Source organism: Streptomyces albiflavescens (assembly GCF_014645835.1).
In the GTDB taxonomy this organism is placed as follows: Bacteria; Actinomycetota; Actinomycetes; order Streptomycetales; family Streptomycetaceae; genus Streptomyces; species Streptomyces albiflavescens.
In genome coordinates this window covers 316,233-333,907 of sequence record NZ_BMMM01000011.1, presented here as the reverse complement: position 1 = coordinate 333,907, position 17,675 = coordinate 316,233, and the positions used below count along the sequence as shown (strand labels likewise).

The following is a 17,675-nucleotide window of genomic DNA, read 5'->3' as shown; positions in this document are numbered from 1 at the left end:
AGCACGCGTCAGCTGTACGGAAATACCGTGACTGTATTCTTCCCCGATTCCTTGGCGCATCTGCCGTCCCCGTTCGCCATTCCTTTCATTGTTGACGCACAACTTCGGTGCGGCAAGCAGCGGAATGGCGAACGGGGCTGGTGTGCATTCCTGTGGAAAAGGTTGCCGAATGGGGTGGCGAGCTCAGCGAATGGGGCGGTGGACGTTCTCCTTCTTCGACGGCCCCGGTGTCGCGTCCGCGATCCAGGGACCTTCACCGGAGGGGTCGACGATGCCCTGCTCCAGCCATTCGTACGTGCCCGACAGGACACCCTTGACCACCTTGCGGTCGAGGTCGTCGGTGTTGGTCCACAGGCGGGCGAAGAGTTCCTCGACGCGGATGCGGGACTGGCGGCAGAAGGCGTCCGCGAGCTGGTAGGCCTCGCGGCCGTGCTCCCCGGTGGTGCGCAGGAGCTCGGCACGGACGCAGGCCGCGCTCATCGCGAAGAGCTCGGCGCCGATGTCGACGATCCGGCTCAGGAAGCCCTGCTTGGTCTCCATGCGGCCCTGCCAGCGGGACATGGCGTAGAAGGTGGAGCGGGCGAGCTTGCGCGCGCTGCGTTCCACGTACCGCAGGTGCGGAGACAGATCCACCTGCTGGTTGAACTCGTGGTACGAGCGTGGGAGCTGCCCGGGCCCCGCCACCAGCTTCGGCAGCCACTTGGCGTAGAAGACACCCGCGTTGGCGCCCGCCTTCGCCTTGTCCGAGAGGGACTTGTCGGGGTCGATGAGGTCGCCCGCGACGGACAGGTGGGCGTCGACGGCCTCGCGGGCGATCAGCAGATGCATGATCTCCGTGGAGCCCTCGAAGATGCGGTTGATGCGCAGGTCGCGCAGGATCTGCTCGGCGGGAACCGCCCGCTCCCCGCGCGCGGCGAGCGACTCCGCGGTCTCGAAGCCGCGGCCACCGCGGATCTGAACCAGCTCGTCGGCCATCAGGCAGGCCATCTCGGAGCCGTAGAGCTTGGCGAGGGCGGCCTCTATGCGGATGTCGTTGCGGTCCTCGTCGGCCATCTGCGAGGACAGGTCGAGGACGGCCTCCAGCGCGAACGTCGTCGCCGCGATGAACGAGATCTTCGCGCCGACCGCCTCGTGGAAGGCCACCGGTTTGCCCCACTGCTCGCGCGCCGCCGACCACTCGCGGGCGATCTTCAGACACCACTTGCCCGCGCCCACGCACATGGCGGGCAGGGAGAGACGGCCGGTGTTGAGGGTGGTCAGGGCGATCTTGAGGCCCGCACCCTCCGGGCCGATCCGGTTCGCGGCCGGGACGCGGACCTGGTGGAAGCGCGTGACGCCGTTCTCCAGGCCGCGCAGGCCCATGAAGGCGTTGCGGTTCTCGACGGTGACGCCCTCGGAGCCGGCCTCCACCACGAACGCCGTGATGCCGCCCTTGTGGCCCTCGGACTTCGGTACGCGTGCCATGACGACCAGGAGATCCGCGACGACGCCGTTGGTCGTCCAGAGTTTCACTCCATCGAGGATGTAGTCCTCGCCGTCCGGTACGGCGGCCGTCGCGAGCCGGGCCGGGTCGGAGCCGACGTCCGGCTCGGTCAGCAGGAAGGCCGTGATGTCGGTGCGGGCGCAGCGCGGCAGGAAGGTTTCCTTCTGCTCCTGGGTGCCGAAAAGTTTCAGCGGCTGCGGTACTCCGATCGACTGATGCGCGGAGAGCAGGGCGCCGATCGCGGGGCTCGAGGAGCCGACCAGGGCGAGCGCCTTGTTGTAGTACACCTGGGTGAGGCCGAGGCCGCCGTACTTGGTGTCGATCTTCATGCCGAGGGCGCCGAGCTCCTTGAGGCCGTCGATGACGGCGTCGGGGATCTGCGCCTCGCGCTCGATGCGGGCCGAGTCGATCTTCGTCTCGCAGAAGTCGCGCAGCTTGGCCAGGAACTCCTCTCCGCGCTGCGCGTCCTCGTCGGCGGGCATGGGGTGCGGGTGGATCAGGTCGAGCCGGAAGCGGCCGAGGAACAGCTCCTTGGCGAAGCTGGGTTTGCGCCAGTCCTGTTCGCGCGCGGCCTCGGCGACTTGCCGGGCCTCACGTTCGGTGACTGTGGGCTTGTGGGGTGTAGCGGACATGAGGCTCACCTCGCCGCGAATAGGGATCTTGGGCTCGTACACCGTTCTTCATAGCGATCGTTACTGACCGGTGCTACTCGATCGTATGTACCCGATTCGGGGTGCCCCCACCAGTCCTGGCGCAGCGTTCGACCCGATGTGCGCCCCCGGGTGTCAGCCGATGTCCACCGAGTACGACCTCGTATCAAGCCGCCCGGAACCGCGAAAGACCTCGCTGCCCGACTCGATGCCGGAGAGGTATTTGTCCTTGCTCATCAGTTTGCGCCGAACGAGTGACTGAGTGAAGGTGCCGTCGCCCTGTCCCCAGAGGTTGTTGTTGACGTAGTACTTGCCCATCGTGACGGTGTCGAAGGCGCCGCACTTCTTGCCGTCCTCGCCCGCCTGGGCGACAGTGATGCCGGCGGCCGCAGCGAGCGCCACCGAGCTCGCGAGGAGCGTCTTCGCCTTCTTGGACAGGTGCGGTCGACGGTGTTGCATCGGGGGGTCCTTCCGGGGGACGGTCTGTGTACGCCCCTCAGTGGCCACCGCACGGTCAAAGGGTTGCCATGGCGTAAGCGATGGCCATGACGCACTCAAGAATTTAGTTGTCGAAGCGCTTCGACAACCTATGGACACGTCTTCTTCACCGGGCTACTGTCAAGCCACCCTCACTCGCCCTATCCGCAATACGCGCACTGTCGAAGCGCTTCACAAAGCTTGGAGAGCTGGATGGTCACCCTCGCCGAGGTCGCCCAGCACGCCGGAGTCTCGGCGAGCACGGTGAGCTATGTCCTCAGCGGCAAGCGGTCCATCTCCGCGGGCACCCGGCAGCGGGTCGAGCGGAGCATCCAGGAGCTCGGCTACCACCCGAACGCGGGCGCCCGGGCCCTGGCGAGCAGCCGGTCCAACATCATCGCGCTGATGATTCCGCTCCGCACCGACATGTACGTACCCGTGATGATGGAGATCGCCATCGCGGTGGCGACCAACGCCCGCATCCATGGGTACGACGTGCTGCTGCTCACCGGCGAGGAGGGGCCCGACGCGGTACGCCGGGTCACCGGCAGCGGGCTCGCCGACGCGATGATCCTGATGGACGTCGAACTGGACGACGAACGGCTGCCGTTGCTGCGCGAGACGGATCAGCCGTCCGTGCTCATCGGGCTGCCCGCCGACACCTCCGGACTGACCTGCGTGGACCTCGACTTCGGCGCGACGGGCGCACTGTGTGCCGAGCATCTGGCGATCCTCGGCCATCGTGACATCGCTGTCATCGGCGAGGCGCCCGCGGTCTACGAACGGCACACCGGCTTCGCCGAGCGCACGCTCGACGGACTCCGGTCCCGTTCGCGGGAGTTGGGCCTGCGCGTGCTGCACCGCCCCTGCGAGGGCGGGTACGACGCGATGGCCGTGACCCTCGCCCGGATTCTCGACGAGCGCCCGGGCACCACGGGCTTCGTCGTGCAGAACGAGTCCGCGGTCGAGCCGCTGCTCGCGCTGCTGCGCCAGCAGGGCCGCGCCGTGCCCGAGGACGTGTCGGTGATCGCGATCTGCCCGGACCAGGTCGCCACGCAGGCCTCGGTGCGGCTGACCTCGGTCGCCATCCCCGCGCAGGAGATGGGCCGGTACGCCGTGGAGCATCTGATCGCCAAGCTCGAAGGGCGCGGCAAGGACGAAGTCGTGCTGATCGCACCCGAGTTGACGGTACGGGCGAGCACGGGCCCGGCGCCGACCGCCTGACCCTGGGCCTCCTGCCGGGGCCCTGCCGCGGTGCCGGCCGTGGGGCACCGCACGCCACACCGCGCACCGAGCCGTACGCCCCGCCGTGAGGCGCCGTACACCGAGCCGTACGCCCTCCCGGGGGTCCGGCGCGGACGAGTCATGCCCTCGCGTGAGGGCACCACCCCGTCCCGGCCCGCCAGAGCCGCGCCGGGTCACCTCGCCACTCCTTCTCCCAGGAGCACCCCACGTGAATCAGCCTGCCGAAAACCAGCCCGCTCAGGGCACAGTCAGCCTCGCGCAGTCCTCCCCGACCGTCGGCACGTTCCGCGAGCGGGACGGCGCGCTGGAGTGGAGCGGCCGCACGGAGACCGTACGGATCGAGCCGTGGGGTCCGGACGCGGTCCGTGTCCGGGCGCGGCTCGGCGGTCCGGTTCTGGAGAACCTCCCGGGCGCGCTCCTTGACGAGCCGCCGGCCACCGAGAGCACCGTCAAGATCGAGGGCGGAGAAGGCCGGCTGACGGTCGGCGCGCTGACCGTTGTGGTGACCGCCGAGGGCCTCGTCCGCTTCGTCCGCACCGCCGACGGCGGCGAACTCCTCGCCGAGGAGCGCGCCCACTTCTGGTGGCCGGGCCCGCGCCTGTACACCCCGACCGGCAACGGGCACCACCGCCTGGAGCAGCGGTTCGCCGCGTACGAGGGCGAGAAGCTGTACGGCCTCGGGCAGCACCAGCACGGGCTGCTCGACCAGAAGGGCGCGGTCCTGGACCTGATCCAGCGCAACGCCGAGGTGACCGTCCCGGTGCTCGTCTCCAGCCGGGGCTACACCCTCCTGTGGAACAACCCGGCCATCGGCCGCGTGGAGCTCGCGGGCAACGGCACCCGCTGGGTCGCCGACTCGGCCCGCCAGATCGACTACTGGATCACGGCGGGCGCCCCCGCCGACGCCCAGCGCCGGTACAGCGCCGCCACCGGCCGTACGCCGATGCTGCCCGAGTGGGCGGCCGGCTTCTGGCAGTGCAAGCTGCGCTACCGCACCCAGGACGAACTCCTCGAGGTGGCGAGGGAGTACAAGCGACGGGGCCTGCCCCTGTCCGCCATCGTCTGCGACTTCTTCCACTGGACGCATCTGGGCGACTGGAAGTTCGACCCGGCGGAGTGGCCGGACCCGGCGGCGATGCAGCGGGAGCTCACGGAACTCGGCGTCAAGCTGGTCGTGTCCGTCTGGCCGTCGGTCTCACCCCTCTCCGAGAACCACCAGCTCATGGAGCAGCGCGGCTACTTCATCGGCACGGAGTACGGGCCGATGGCGCACGCCGACTGGCCCGACAAGGAGGTCGCGTCCACGGTCCAGGTAGCGTTCTACGACGCGACGAACCCCGAGGCACGCGACTTCCTCTGGTCACGTGTGAAGGACAACTACCTGGACCCGTACGGCATCTCGACCTTCTGGCTGGACGCGTGCGAGCCGGAGCTGAAGCCGGGCTTCTCGGAGAACCTGCGCTACTACGCGGGCCCGGGCCTGGAGGTCGGCAATCTCTACCCCCGCGAGAACGCCCGCACCTTCTACGAGGGCATGCTCGCGGCCGGTGAGACCGAGGTCGTCACCCTCAACCGCTCGGCGTGGGCGGGCAGTCAGCGTTACGGCGCCGCCCTGTGGTCCGGCGACATCGGCACGGACTTCGCGACCCTGCGTCGTCAGATCGCCGCCGGACTCAACACCGCGCTCTCCGGCATCCCTTGGTGGAACACCGACATCGGCGGCTTCCACGGCGGCGACCCGGACGACCCGGCGTACCGCGAGGTCATGGTCCGTTGGTTCCAGTTCGGGGCGCTCTCTCCGCTGATGCGCCTGCACGGCTTCCGCGACCCTGGCATGCCGCTCGGCCCCGACATGACCGGCGGCCCGAACGAGGTCTGGTCGTACGGCGAGGAGGCCGGCGCCGTCCTGGAGAAGTATCTGCGGCTGCGCGAGCGCCTGAAGCCGTACGTGCTCGGGGTGATGCGGGAGGCCCACGAGGAGGGTCTGCCGGTGATGCGCCCGCTCTTCCTGGAGTTCCCGGACGACCAGGCGACCTGGTCCGTGGACGACTCGTATCTCTTCGGCCCCGACCTGCTGGTCGCACCGGTGCTCACGGCGGGCGCGACGGCCCGTACGGCGTACCTCCCGGCGGGCGCGTACTGGACGGACGCGTGGACGGGTGAGACCTACGAAGGGGGCGTGGCCGTGACCGTCGACGCCCCGCTGGACCGCATCCCGCTGTTCCTGCGGGACGGGGCGCGACTGCCCGTGGCCGAATAACGGAGTGCGGCCGGTCCCCCGAGGGGAACCGGCCGCACGGGCTCATCTCTCGGTCAGCTGCTGATGACTGTCGGGCTGCTGCCGAGGAGCCGGATCAACTGCTGCTGACGGTCAGATTGTTGGTGACGAATTCGAGGCCGCCCGAGGACGAGGTGATCTCGAAGCCGAACTGCACATCACCGATGGTCTCGTTGCCGAACCAGCCCTTGGTGTCCTTGATCCACTTCAGGATCGGCAGCACGTTCACCGTGCCGGAGCTGGAATTCGAGGTGCGCACGAACGAGAAGACGTCGTTGGCGCCGTTGTTGCCCTTGTAGACGGTCCAGGTGTGACCGCCCAGCGTCACGTTGCCCTGCGAGGTGCCGAGGGGTCCGACGGCCCCGGTCTTGTTGACCCAGAGCATGATCTCGTAGTCGTAGTCGGTGTCCCAGATGTCGTACGACGTGTTGTACGCGCCGGACGACGGGACCGTGACGTTGTAGCTGCTGGAGAGCGAGCCGAGCGAGGTGATCGACTTGTTGATCACCTTCTTGGAGTTGGGGTAGGACTTGATGCCGCCGGTGTTGGGGTGGTCCGCCCACACTCCCCAGTTGGTACCGGAGTTGGCCCAGATGCACTGGCTGCCGGCGCCGGAGCCCCAGATGTTGTTGTAGAGCGTGTAGCCGTTCAGGGTGGTGTTGCCCCACTGGTCGCAGGAGTTCCAGACGGCGGCCTGGGCGGGGGCGGAGGCGAGGCCGATGGTGGCGCCCAGCGCGAGGGCGGGGGCCAGCATCGCCTTGGTGATCCTGCTCAGCGTGCGTGTTGCCATGGTGTCCCTTCCATGGGTGGGGGGAGTTGCGGGGGTTACCACGCCCCCAGGCTGAGGACGTGGTCTTCTCCGGCGACGAGGTCGAGCGGTTCGGCGCCGAGGGAAGTCCGGACTTCGACGCGGTGGGTACGGGTCGGGCGTATGACCGCGGTGGTCTCTCGCGGGCTCCAGGTGAGGTCGAGCTCCGCCCCGAACCGCGTGCGGATGCCCCGTAGTCGCCCCGTCGGGTACGCCGCCGGAAGCGCGGGCAGCAGGACCAGCCGGTCGGGAGTCGACTGGACGAGCATCTCGATCAGCACGGCGGGCAGGGTGTGGGCGGCGTCCGCGTTGTAGACGTGCCGGTTCGGGTAGTGCCCGCTCATCAGGGAGACGTGGAAGAAGTTCCCGGCCAGGACGTTGTCCAGGGCCGCCGCCACCCGTTCCCCGTCCCTCAGCCGGGCCGCCACCAGGGCGTGGTGGAGGTGGCCGTGCGCGGAGTCGTTCTCGGCGCCGCGCAGTTCGAGCGCGCGACGGGCCGCCGCGGCGAGATCCGGGGTGTCGTAGGGGTTGATCTCGTCGAGCGGCCAGACGCCGTAGAGGTGGCTGAGATGGCGGTGGTCGTAGGTGTCGTCGAGACCGGGCCAGGCCCACTCGGCCAGCGCCCCCTCGGCGTTGACCCGGTGCGGCGGCAGCCGGTCGGCGAGCGCGCGCCAGCGTTCGGCGTCGGGTCCTGGGTGGTAGTCGGCCGCCGTGCGCAGGGCGTGGCGGGCCGCGGAGAGGTCCATCGCGGCGTTCAGGGTGACCCAGCTCGCGTTCGCGGGCCGGTTCTCCGGGGAGTAGGACGGCACGATCACTAGGTGGCCGTCGTCATCGGTTCGGGTGAGGAAGTCCTCGTAGAAGCAGGCCACTTCGGCGAGGGCTTCACCGAGGCGCGCGTCGTGCTCGCCACGCGTCTCGTCGTGGTCCACGAGCGGCTTCAGGAGCCAGTCGGCGCCCGCGGTCCACACGTGCAGGGGGTACTCGCGACTGAGGTGGTAGATGTGCCCGGACTCGCCGTCGGTGTGCGCCGGGGCCACGACACCCCGTGTGCCGAAGATCGCCCGGGCGTTGTCGCGCCAGTGGGGCAACTGGCCGTGGACCAGGGCGGCATGGGCCTGAGTGACCTCCGGAAGCGAGGCCGCGGCGGCCGACGCCGTCTGGAGGTTGAGGTTGGCGTCCGTCGTGAACGCCCCGGACCAGGCAGTGTCCCAGTCGCCCGTCCACAGTCCGGTGAGCCGTGGTGGCAGCGTCCCCGCGGACGACAGCAGGTGGTAGCGCCCTGCCGCGAAGAGCCGCTCCAGGAGGGCGGGGCTCTTGGGGCGGTGGACCAAGTCCGAGCCCGGCAGCGCACGTTCGGCGGCGTCGGCGTCCAGGTCGAGAGCGGTGCGGAGGTAGGCGGGGCGGTGGAGTGCGGTGTGGCGGGCCAGCAGGTGGGTGTACGCGGCATCGTCGGAGGCGGAGGCGGAGGCGAAGTCGGAGCCGAAGTCGCTGTCGGAGCCGAAGTCGGCGGCGGTGCCGGCTTCGGCGTCGACTCGACCGGTGGCCTGGCCGGCGCCCCGGCCGACGGCCTGGCGCAGCAGGGCGCGCAGCTCGCGGGCCTCGGTCAAGGCGTCCAGTTCGCCCGTGTGCCGCCGCACCCGGGTGAGCAGAAGCAGCGAGCGCGCGCCCTCCACCCGTACGCCGGGAAGCGCGGTCCGAGTCCGGCCGCCCGTGACCACGACGAGCGTCACCCCCGTGTACGCCAGGTCGCTGCCCGGATAGCGGGCGCGCAGCGTGAGGAGGGCGCCCTCGGGAGTGAGGACGGCACTGTGCCCCACCGTCAAGTCGGCTGGGGCGCCCGGCAGTCGGTGGTCGAGGGTCACGTCGACGGTGAGATCGGACTCGGTCACGTACTGGACGACGACGTCGTCGGCCCGGGAGACGAAGACCTCGCTGCGCCAGCTGCCGCACTCGGCGCCGACGACACCGGTGGTGAAGTCGACCTCGCGCCGGTACGAGCGCCATTCCGCCGCCGGTCGGCGCAGCCGCACCTGGAACGCGGGGTGGAAGGGCTGTACCCAGAGCAGCGGCCGCCCGTCGGTGAAGGCCTCCCCCGCCGTGACGTCCCCGGCCAGCAACCGGTCCTGTACGTCGGCGAGCTGGTCGGCGAGAGCGGGCGGACGCGCACGCTCGCTGCCGTTCGGCCGGACCAGGCTGTGGTGGTTGACGATGACCCGGTCGCCGTTCGGATCTCCGAACACCATGGCGCCATGCGTACCGTTCCCGCTCAGGAAGGCGTCCTCCCAGCGGGCTGCGGGCAGCGGTTCCCAGGTGCTGTGGACGGGCGCGCTCATGGGGCCGGCTCCAGCACGACGACGCCGTACCGGCCCAGCTCCACGGCCTCCGTCACATCGGCACCGGTGAGCAGGTCACGATGGCGTCCGGGCACCGAGACGGCGACCCGGTCCGGCCCGTGATGGAGGAGGAACAGCAGCCCGCCACGACGTACGGCCTCCACCCCGGCGGGAAGGCCGTCGAGCGGCGGCCGCGCACCAGCGTCCTCCGCGATCCCGGCCAGCAGGACCCGCAGCACCTCGGGCTCGGGCAGTGTGGAGAGGTACCAGGCGCCGCCCTTACGGAGCACGGCCGGCAGCCCGTCCAACTCGCCGCCCCGGTACACGGCCTCCGCGACGGCGTCCTCGGCCGCCTCGATCTCCTCGGACCACAGGGTGCCCCGGAAGCCGTCGCACTCGGCGGTCTCCCCCGCATCCAGCGGCCACCACTCGTGCAGCGTGCGGATGCCGAACAGTTCGCGCAGACGAGCGTCCATGCCGCCGGGGCGTACCCGGTCGTCCTCGTCGGCGACGCCACTGAGGAAGCCGCAGACGAGGGTCCCCCCTCCTCGTACGTACGCGAGGAGGTTGTCGATCGCCGCGTCCGTGAGCAGGTAGAGCTGCGGTACGACGACGAGCCGGTACGCGGACAGGTCGTGCTCGGGGTGCGCGAAGGCGGTGGTGAGGTGGGCCTCCCACAGGGCACGGTGCCAGGCACGCATGACCTCGGGGTAGTCGACCTCGCGGGAGAGGCGGCCGTCCTGCGCGCCGGCCCACCAGGAGTTCCAGTCGTGCAGGATCGCGATGTCGGAGGTGAGCCGAGTGCCCGCGACTTCGCCGCCGACGAGGGCGAGTTCGGCACCGAGTTGCTTGATCTCCTGGAAGGTGCGACCCCGCTCCCCCGCGTGGCTGACCATCCCCGAGTGGAACTTCTCCGCGCCCTGCCGGGACTGCCGCCACTGGAAGTAGCAGACGGCATCGGCGCCGCGCGCCACGGCCTGGAGGGACCAGAGGCGGTTGAGGCCGCGCGGCTTGGGGTGGTTCACCCCGCGCCAGTTGACGGGTCCGGCCGCCTGCTCCATGAGCATCCAGGGGCCGCCGGCCGCCTGGGAGCGGGTCATGTCCTGGATGAGCGCGCCGTTCTGGGCGCCGAAGGGGTCACGCGGATCCGGGTAGATGTCGACGGAGACGACGTCCTCCTCGGCGGCCCACTTCCAGGCGTCCTGCCCCACCCACATCGGCATGAAGTTGCTGGTGACAGGGATGTCCGGGGTGTGCCGGCGGACGATGTCCCGCTCGGCGCGGTAGCACTCCAGGAGCATGTCGCAGGTGAAGCGCCTGAAGTCGAGCACCTGCGTCGGGTTCTTCATGTAGTGCGCGTGGCGTGGCGGGAGCACCTCGTGCCAGCCGTCGTAACCCTGACTCCAGAAGGCCGTGCCCCAGGCCTCGTTGAGAGTCTCGATCGTGCGGTACTTGTCCTGGAGCCAGCGGCGGAAGGTGGCGGCCGCCTCGTCTCCGTGGTCGAAGGTGCAGTACTCGTTGTTGATGTGCCACAGGGTGAGGGCCGGGTGGCTGCCGTAGCGGGCCGCCAGATCCTCGGTGATGGCGGCGGCGTAGCGACGGTAGACGGCACTGGAGTGCGAGAAGTGCTGGCGGGAGCCCCACCATTCGGTGCGCCCTTCCTCGTCCCGGGGCAGTGTCTCGGGGTGCAGGCGGCCCATCCAGGGCGGGGGCGAGGAGGTGGGCGTGGCGAGGACGACACCGATGCCGTTCGCGTGCATCAGATCCATCAGTCGGTCGAGCCAGCCGAACTCCCGTGCACCCGGGCGCGGTTCGAGCCTCGCCCAGGAGAAGACACCGACGGTGACGGAGTTGACGTCGGCCTCCTTCATGAGGCGTACGTCCTCGTGCCAGGTCTCCTCGGGCCACTGCTCGGGGTTGTAGTCGCCGCCGAAGAGGATGCGGCCACGGGTGGCGTCACTGAGCCCCGGCATCAGACGGGCTCCCCGTACTGGATGCCTCGCCCGTTCGTGCCGAGGTAGACCCGGCCGTACACGCGCGGGTCGCCCGTGAAGACCTCGCCGATCCAGCCCCACTGGTGGGCGTCGTCGTTGATACGGACCCATGTGCCGGCCGCGTCGTCGGAGCGGTAGACGGCGGTCATGGTCTCCGTCGAACCGACCTGGTAGATCGCCGGGTAGTCCGCGCCGTCGGCGGCCCTGCCGAAGCCGAGCGTGTACGAGGCCCAGCAGCTGGTGACCTTGTCGAAGCCTGCGCCACCGTCGGTGGACCGGTAGAGGCCATTCCACTTCGTGCTCAGCCACAGGTCGGCGGAGCGCCCCGGCGCCGCGACGAGTGGGAACTGGCTGTCGCCCGAGGGCAGTCCGGTCGCACGGGCCGTGAAGGAGCGGCCACTGTCAGTGCTGGCGAACAGTGTTCCTGTGTCGGTGTCGTACGCGTAGAAGAGCGTCGGGTCGGCCGGGTCGGCGACCGGCGTGGCGCCCTTCGGGAAGGAGGAGACCTCGGACCAGGTCGCACCGTTGTCCGTCGAGCGGTGCGCTGCGTACGTCGTGCCGTCCCAGTGCACGAAGGACCACAGCAGGGTGCTGCCGTCGGCGTTGGTGGCGATCGGCCCCGGTGCGCTCTTGGCGATGTCGGGCTGGGCCGCGAAGGGCGCCCAGGTCTGCCCGCCGTCGTGCGAGTAAGCACCGTTGCCGTTGTCGCCCCAGCCCGCGCGGACGACATACGACGGCTTGGCCGCGGCCTGCGCGAGTCCCGTCGCCGACCCGAACACGGGGTTCGCCGCCATGCCGCGCGACGGAGACGCCGTGAGCCGCTCGTGGTACATCACGCCGATGTCCCCGAGTCCGCTGATCAGATGCGCCTCCCCGGTCGGGGGCGAGATCAGCCGGCGCACGGCCGTCTCCTCCAGACCGCGGATCTGCGGCGCCCAGCGCCTGAGGTCGCGGGTGCCGTAGAGGGTCGCCCCGGTCCCGTACACGATGTGCTTCGAGTCGTACGGGTCCACGGCGACGGCCTGGATCCACCAGCCGAACTTGGGCTGGTCGCCACCCCAGTTGAGGAAGGGAGTCTCGGACACGTCGAACACGGCGACGTCCTTGAGGGACCTCCAGGTACGGCCACCGTCGGTGGTCCGGAACACCGTGTCGCCCTCCGCCCAGCGGTTGTTGGTGGACACCACGAGGGCGCCCGCGCGGCAGGCGTCGACGGCGACACCGCCGTAGGCGAAGGTGTCCGCGGAGCCACCCCCACCACTCGACGTGTGGGCGGGGTCCTCGGACGTGGTCCCGCCCGGCTTCACCGGGGTCACGTCGGTCCACGTCCCCGTGGCGGTGCGCAGCTTGTGCACACTGCCGTCGGACTGACCGTTGGGCCCGGGCGCGTTGCCGTACGTCACGTACAGCTCGCGGGTGTGCGTGTCGTACGCGGCGCGGAGCGGGACCTTGGCGGAGGTGCCGGACGGCTGCCCGGGTACGGCCTCCCAGGTCGTGCCGTCGGCTGTGCGGTACAGGTTCGCCGTGCCCGCGGTGCCGTCGCCGTCGCCCCAGCCGGCGTAGACGGCGCGTCCGGCCGCGACGAGGAAGGTGATGCCCTGCCCGGAGGAGCTCGCGGTCGCCGGAAAAGCGCTGACGGCCGCCCAAGTGGCTCCCCGGTCCGTGGACTTCAGCACCCCGTCGTGCCGGGTGCCCAGCCACAGCGTGTCGCTGTCGCGCGGATCGACGAGGAGCCGCTCCCCGGCTCCCCGCCCGTCCTCGTTGGCACCGAGCTTCACGGACAGATCGGTACGGGTCCAGGTGGCACCGCGGTCCTCGGAGCGCAGGACCGCGCCGTTGCCCGCCCACGACTGGGCGTAGGTGCCGAGGGCGATGTACAGCCGGTCGGGGTGCGCGGGGTCGACGGCGAGCGCCTCGACGCCGAGAAGGTTCCAGTCGTCCCAGCCGAGGTGATCGGTGAGCGGCGTCCAGTGGGCGACCCGGTCGTCCCAGCGGTAGGCACCGCCGATGTCCGTGCGGGCGTAGGCGAGACCGCGTACGGCGGGGTGGAAGAGAACGCCGGTGACGAAGCCGGTGCCGCCGATGACGGCGTTGCGCCAGCGGTACGGCGGAGTGGCGGTGGTCTCGGCGGCGTGCGCCTGGGACCCCAGAGCGGGGACGGTGGTGAGCGCGGCCGTGGCGGCGGTCCCGGCGAGAACGGCTCGTCTGCTCAGACGGGGTGTGCGCATGACATGCCTCGTTCTGGGAGAGGGGGTGGGGAGAAGCGAGGGGGCGCCCTGTGACAGGGGTGGACGGCAGGACCCGTCAGGCGCGCGGGGAACTGCGCGACCAGCCACGACGGATCCGTGGCTCACGGACGGCGGGCAGTTCACGGACCCGGTTTTCCGGTCGACCCCATGGAGTGGAACGTCGGGCCCACGGGGCGGATCGCTGGGCCCGCCACGGCCGACCGCCGATCAGGAGCGGGTCGGCCGCGGCGGAGTAGAGGGGCCGGGGAGAGAGGGCCGACGCACGTCAGCCCTTGACCGCGCCCGTGAGCATGCCCTTCTTGAAGTGCCGCTGGACGAACGGCGAGAGGATCGCGACCGGCAGCAGGGCCATGACCATCACGGCCATCTGGATGGCGAGCGGCGACAGCTGACCGGTGTTGATCTGGGTCGCGAGGCCAACGGGACGTTCCTGCTTCTGCACCAGCTGGATCATGACGTTCTGCAGCGGCATCATGTCCTGGTCGGTGAGATAGATGGAGGCGTTGAACCAGGCGCTCCAGTACCCGACCGCGTAGAAGAGCGAGATCACCGCGAGCACGGCCCGGGAGAGCGGCATCACGATCGTCCACAGGATCCGCCAGTCGCCCGCACCGTCGATGCGGGCGCTGTCGATGAGTTCGGGCGAGATCCCCATGAAGAACGAGCGCAGCACCAGGATGTTGAAGACGCTCACCGCACTGGGCAGGATCAGCGCGAGGTAGGTGTCGGTGAGGCCGAGGGCCTGCACCAGCAGATAGGTCGGGATCAGGCCCGCGCCGAAGAACATCGTGGCGAGCAGCAGCATCAGCAGCCAGCGGTGCCCGAGCGATCCGATGCGCGAGAGGCCGTACGCGCACAGGACCGAGACGGCCATGCTGAACAGGGTGCCGACGAGCGTCACGCCCAGGCTGACCATGGGGGCGCGCTGGACCTGGCCGCCGGTGAGCAGTTCCTTGTAGGCGACGAAGGTGATGCCCCTGGGGATCACCACCAGGCCGCCGGCCGCGTCGATGGTCTTCCTCGACTGGAGGCTGGTGACGATGACGATCCAGAGCGGGAAGAGGATCGCGAGAGCGGCCAGGGTGAGGGCGAGGCCCTTGCCCGCGAGGCCCGCCCTGCTCGGCTCCTCCTCCCAGGCCGGCCGGGGCGGCGCGGCCCACCGGCTCGGCTTGCCGGAGAAGTCGGCGGCGGGCTTGTCGATGACGGCGGTCATTTCTTGTACACCCCCTGCTCACCCATGAGGTGGGCGACCTTGTTGGCGGTCAGGACGAGGCCCAGGCCGACGATGCCCTTGATGAGTCCGGCAGCGGCGGCGTAACCGAAGTCCTGGTTGCGGATGCCGTTCCACCAGACGTAGGTGTCGAGGACCTCGGAGGCTCCCGGCCCCACGGAGTCGCGCTGGAGCAGCAGTTGCTCGAAGCCGACGGTGAGGGCGTCGCCGACGCGGAGCACCAGGAGCAGGGCGATCACCGGACGCAGCGCGGGCAGCGTGACGTGCCACATCCGCCGCCAGCGCCCGGCGCCGTCCATCGCGGCGGCCTCGTACAGGTCGTTCGAGACGGAGGACAGGGCCGCGAGGAAGACGATGATGCCCCAGCCCGCGTCCTTCCAGACGCCCTCGGCCGTCACCAGGAACTTGAAGATCCCCGGGTCGGTCATCAGGTCGATGCCCTTGTGCCCGTGTTGCCGCAGGGTCTGCGCGATGATGCCCGCGCCGCCGAAGATCTGCTGGAAGACGGTGACGACGAGGACCCACGAGAAGAAGTGCGGGAGGTACATGATCGCCTGGGCGACCGCCCTGACCCGGGGCCTGACCACGCTGTTGATCAGCAGCGCGAGCAGGATCGGGATCGGGAAGTACAGCACCAGCTGGAGGAAGAACAGCACGAAGGTGTTCTGCACCGCGTGCCAGAAGGCCGAGTCCTCGAAGATCCGCTGGAAGTTCTCGAAGCCGACCCAGGGACTCTCGAACATGGCGACGAAGCCGTTGTCGCTCAGGTACGGGTCGTAGTCCTGGAAGGCGACCACGTTGCCGAGGACCGGTATGTAGGTGAAGACGAGGATCAGCGCGATCGCCGGCAGCGTCATCAGGATCAGGGTGCGGTCGCGTCTGAACCGGAGCCGGAAGCTGATCTTCCCCGTACGCCTTCCCGAGGCCGCGCGCTTCTTGGCGGGCCCCGGGGCCGTCTGCTGATCGGTCGTCTTCGCCTCGGCCCTGCTCCGAGGCACCGTGCTGTGGGACACGGCCTTCTCCTTGCCTCAGCCCTGGGTCACTTGGCCGTGGAGCCGTTGTCGTCAAGCAGCTTCTTGTACCAGGCGCGCAGGTCGTCGCCGCCCTTCTTCTTCCAGTCGGAGACGGCCTGCTGCATGTCGCTGATCTTCTTGCGACCGCGCACGATGTCGTCTTCGAGCTGCTCGAAGTCGTTGGCGAGGTTGGTCCAGCGGTTGGGTTCGGTGATGGTGAGCCCGTAGAAGGAGGACTTCTTGGTGAAGGCCCCCATGCGCTGCTGCCACTCGACCTGGAGCTTGGCGATCTCGGGCAGGTCGGGGTGGGCGAGGTACGCGGCCGGGTCCCCGGTGTAGTCGTAGGCGCCGTTGACCTCGTTGGTGCCCTTGGTGGTCTTGGTGGGCAGGCCGTTCTTCAGCGTGTAGTCGGTGCCCTCGACGCCGTAGACCGTGAGCATGTACTCCTTGGTGCCGTACGGCGCGGCGCAGTAGTCGGCGAGCGCGAGGAAGTCCTTGATCTGCTGCTTGGACGCCTTCTTGCTGACGAAGGTGAAGATGCCGGCGGGCTGGGTCGCCCAGAGCGTGGGGTCACCGCCGTCGGGGCCGAAGATGTCGAACGCGCCCATCTCGAAGTCGGCCTTCTGAGTGCGCTGTTCGGCCGTCGAGCCGTACCAGTAGGACAAGTCGCCGTTGAAGACGAGGGACTGGCCGGCGGTGAAGCGGTTGGACGCGTCGCCCTTGACGGCCTTGGCGTCGGGGTGGACGACGCCGGCCGCGTACAGCTTGCGCGTCCACTCCAGGGCTTCGAGGTACTCGTCGGTCTCGATCCGGTTGACCAGTTTGCCGTCCCGCAGGTCCCACCACAGCGCCTTGTCACTGCCGTTGAGGACACCGCAGATATTGAAGGCCGTCCACTTGAGGTCGTCACAGGCCCACACCTTCGCCTTGGCGTCGGTGGCCTCCTTCGCCCACGCCAGGAACTCGTCGGGCGTCTTGGGCAGGGTGTAGCCCTTCTTGGCGAAGATGTCCTTGCGGTAGAAGGGGGCGATGTTCGTGACGTACGAGGCCGGCATCGGGATCGCGCGCAGTTGGCCGCCGAAGATGGAGCGCTGCCAGGCGTCGGTCGGTACGGCCGCCAGGTTCGGGTAGTCCTTGACCTTGTCGCCGGACAGGTACGGGCCGAGGTCCGCGAACTTGGCGTTGATGGCGCTGGGTATCTTTCCGTTCAGATTCCAGCCCGGGACGACCACCACGTCCGGGATGTCACTGGAGGCGAGGATCGCGCCCAGCTTCTCGTCATAGGTGTTGCCGTCCTGGTTCTGCCAGGTCACCTTGACGCCGATGGCCTCGTTCATGGCGGTGTAGTACGCGTTGTCGTTGGCCGGCGGGCTGCCCCAGAACGGCGACATGATCTTGAGGTCGCTGCCGCTGCCCAGCTTCTTCGGCACGGACGTCTTCAGCGCGTCGAGGTCGATCGCCTGGGTGAACCCCGCCGCCGATCCGTTCTTCGACGCAATGTCGGGCGTGACGACGCTCGACGCCACGAAGGTCGGAAGGATCTTCTGCGCGTCCTTCCCGGAGGTGGTGCCGTCCTTGCTGCCGTCGTTCCCGCCGCCGCAGGCGGCGAGCAGCGGCATCCCTCCGGCGACCGCGGCGGCGACCGCCGTGGAGGCGAGGAAGCTTCTCCGGCTGGGAGCGGAGGTGGCGGAGTTCGGCGTCATTGCGTCAACCCTTCATGGCGCACAGCAGGACACCCGGCGGGGGGAGCCGTCGGCTGCGGTGTCTTGAGTGGAACTGGCTGAGCTGAAGCGGTCCTCGGGGGATTGCGCCCTCGGAGAGGGCAGTCCGTCAGTCGAAGCGCTTCGATGTTGCTGCGAGGTTAAGTGAACACATGGGGGTGCACAAGAGTCGATTCCAAGATTCCTCGGAGGT

Annotated in this window: 11 protein-coding genes; 2 read left to right on the top strand and 9 right to left on the bottom strand. The window is 69.5% G+C overall.

The window, feature by feature from the left end; genetic code table 11:
* Positions 1 to 183: 183 nt before the first annotated feature.
* Together IEY95_RS28775 and IEY95_RS28770 are read right to left on the bottom strand one after the other, a co-directional pair.
* Entirely contained in the window at positions 184 to 2,115 is a 1,932-nt protein-coding gene (locus IEY95_RS28775) for an acyl-CoA dehydrogenase family protein (protein ID WP_189189060.1), read from the bottom strand.
* A 153-nt stretch (positions 2,116 to 2,268) separates the two neighbouring features.
* Positions 2,269 to 2,592, bottom strand: coding sequence for a hypothetical protein (locus IEY95_RS28770; RefSeq protein ID WP_189189059.1), 324 nt, complete (start codon positions 2,590 to 2,592; stop codon positions 2,269 to 2,271).
* A 231-nt stretch (positions 2,593 to 2,823) separates the two neighbouring features.
* Between IEY95_RS28770 and IEY95_RS28765 the strand changes: the two genes are divergently transcribed.
* Together IEY95_RS28765 and IEY95_RS28760 are read left to right on the top strand one after the other, a co-directional pair.
* Complete coding sequence (locus IEY95_RS28765; protein WP_189189058.1) at positions 2,824 to 3,834, top strand: LacI family DNA-binding transcriptional regulator; 1,011 nt, start codon at positions 2,824 to 2,826, stop codon at positions 3,832 to 3,834.
* 229 nt (positions 3,835 to 4,063) lie between these two features.
* Complete coding sequence (locus IEY95_RS28760; RefSeq protein WP_189189057.1) at positions 4,064 to 6,115, top strand: glycoside hydrolase family 31 protein; 2,052 nt, start codon at positions 4,064 to 4,066, stop codon at positions 6,113 to 6,115.
* 94 nt (positions 6,116 to 6,209) lie between these two features.
* Here the strand turns inward: IEY95_RS28760 and IEY95_RS28755 are convergent, their stop codons facing one another.
* The 7 genes from IEY95_RS28755 to IEY95_RS28725 all read right to left on the bottom strand — a co-directional run bounded on the left by IEY95_RS28755 (position 6,210) and on the right by IEY95_RS28725 (position 17,464).
* On the bottom strand, positions 6,210 to 6,923 hold the full coding sequence (locus IEY95_RS28755) for a glycoside hydrolase family 12 protein (RefSeq protein ID WP_189189056.1): 714 nt from the start codon (positions 6,921 to 6,923) through the stop codon (positions 6,210 to 6,212).
* A gap of 35 nt (positions 6,924 to 6,958) precedes the next feature.
* Positions 6,959 to 9,274, bottom strand: coding sequence for a glycosyl hydrolase family 95 catalytic domain-containing protein (locus IEY95_RS28750; RefSeq protein WP_189189055.1), 2,316 nt, complete (start codon positions 9,272 to 9,274; stop codon positions 6,959 to 6,961).
* A complete protein-coding gene (locus IEY95_RS28745; protein WP_189189054.1) occupies positions 9,271 to 11,247 on the bottom strand; it encodes a beta-galactosidase in 1,977 nt (658 codons plus the stop codon). Before IEY95_RS28745 ends, IEY95_RS28750 begins: the two co-directional genes overlap by 4 nt.
* Complete coding sequence (locus tag IEY95_RS28740; protein WP_189189053.1) at positions 11,247 to 13,496, bottom strand: sialidase family protein; 2,250 nt, start codon at positions 13,494 to 13,496, stop codon at positions 11,247 to 11,249. Before IEY95_RS28740 ends, IEY95_RS28745 begins: the two co-directional genes overlap by 1 nt.
* A 286-nt stretch (positions 13,497 to 13,782) precedes the next feature.
* The gene (locus IEY95_RS28735) at positions 13,783 to 14,730 is read right to left on the bottom strand and encodes a carbohydrate ABC transporter permease (protein WP_189189052.1); all 948 of its coding nucleotides are present in this window, start codon (positions 14,728 to 14,730) and stop codon (positions 13,783 to 13,785) included.
* Complete coding sequence (locus IEY95_RS28730) at positions 14,727 to 15,761, bottom strand: ABC transporter permease (protein WP_189189051.1); 1,035 nt, start codon at positions 15,759 to 15,761, stop codon at positions 14,727 to 14,729. The genes IEY95_RS28735 and IEY95_RS28730 overlap by 4 nt, the downstream gene beginning before the upstream one ends.
* 26 nt (positions 15,762 to 15,787) lie before the next feature.
* A complete protein-coding gene (locus IEY95_RS28725) occupies positions 15,788 to 17,464 on the bottom strand; it encodes an extracellular solute-binding protein (protein WP_189189050.1) in 1,677 nt (558 codons plus the stop codon).
* Between the last annotated feature and the right edge of the window lie 211 nt (positions 17,465 to 17,675).

Bases quoted from the DNA above. Each gene is read 5' to 3' on its own strand.
- IEY95_RS28725 (WP_189189050.1), bottom strand. From the start codon at position 17,464: ATGACGCCGAACTCCGCCACCTCCGCTCCCAGCCGGAGAAGCTTCCTC.
- IEY95_RS28755 (WP_189189056.1), bottom strand. From the start codon at position 6,923: ATGGCAACACGCACGCTGAGCAGGATCACCAAGGCGATGCTGGCCCCC.
- IEY95_RS28735 (WP_189189052.1), bottom strand. From the start codon at position 14,730: ATGACCGCCGTCATCGACAAGCCCGCCGCCGACTTCTCCGGCAAGCCG.
- IEY95_RS28775 (WP_189189060.1), bottom strand. From the start codon at position 2,115: ATGTCCGCTACACCCCACAAGCCCACAGTCACCGAACGTGAGGCCCGG.
- IEY95_RS28740 (WP_189189053.1), bottom strand. From the start codon at position 13,496: ATGCGCACACCCCGTCTGAGCAGACGAGCCGTTCTCGCCGGGACCGCC.
- IEY95_RS28770 (WP_189189059.1), bottom strand. From the start codon at position 2,592: ATGCAACACCGTCGACCGCACCTGTCCAAGAAGGCGAAGACGCTCCTC.
- IEY95_RS28765 (WP_189189058.1), top strand. From the start codon at position 2,824: ATGGTCACCCTCGCCGAGGTCGCCCAGCACGCCGGAGTCTCGGCGAGC.
- IEY95_RS28745 (WP_189189054.1), bottom strand. From the start codon at position 11,247: ATGCCGGGGCTCAGTGACGCCACCCGTGGCCGCATCCTCTTCGGCGGC.
- IEY95_RS28750 (WP_189189055.1), bottom strand. From the start codon at position 9,274: ATGAGCGCGCCCGTCCACAGCACCTGGGAACCGCTGCCCGCAGCCCGC.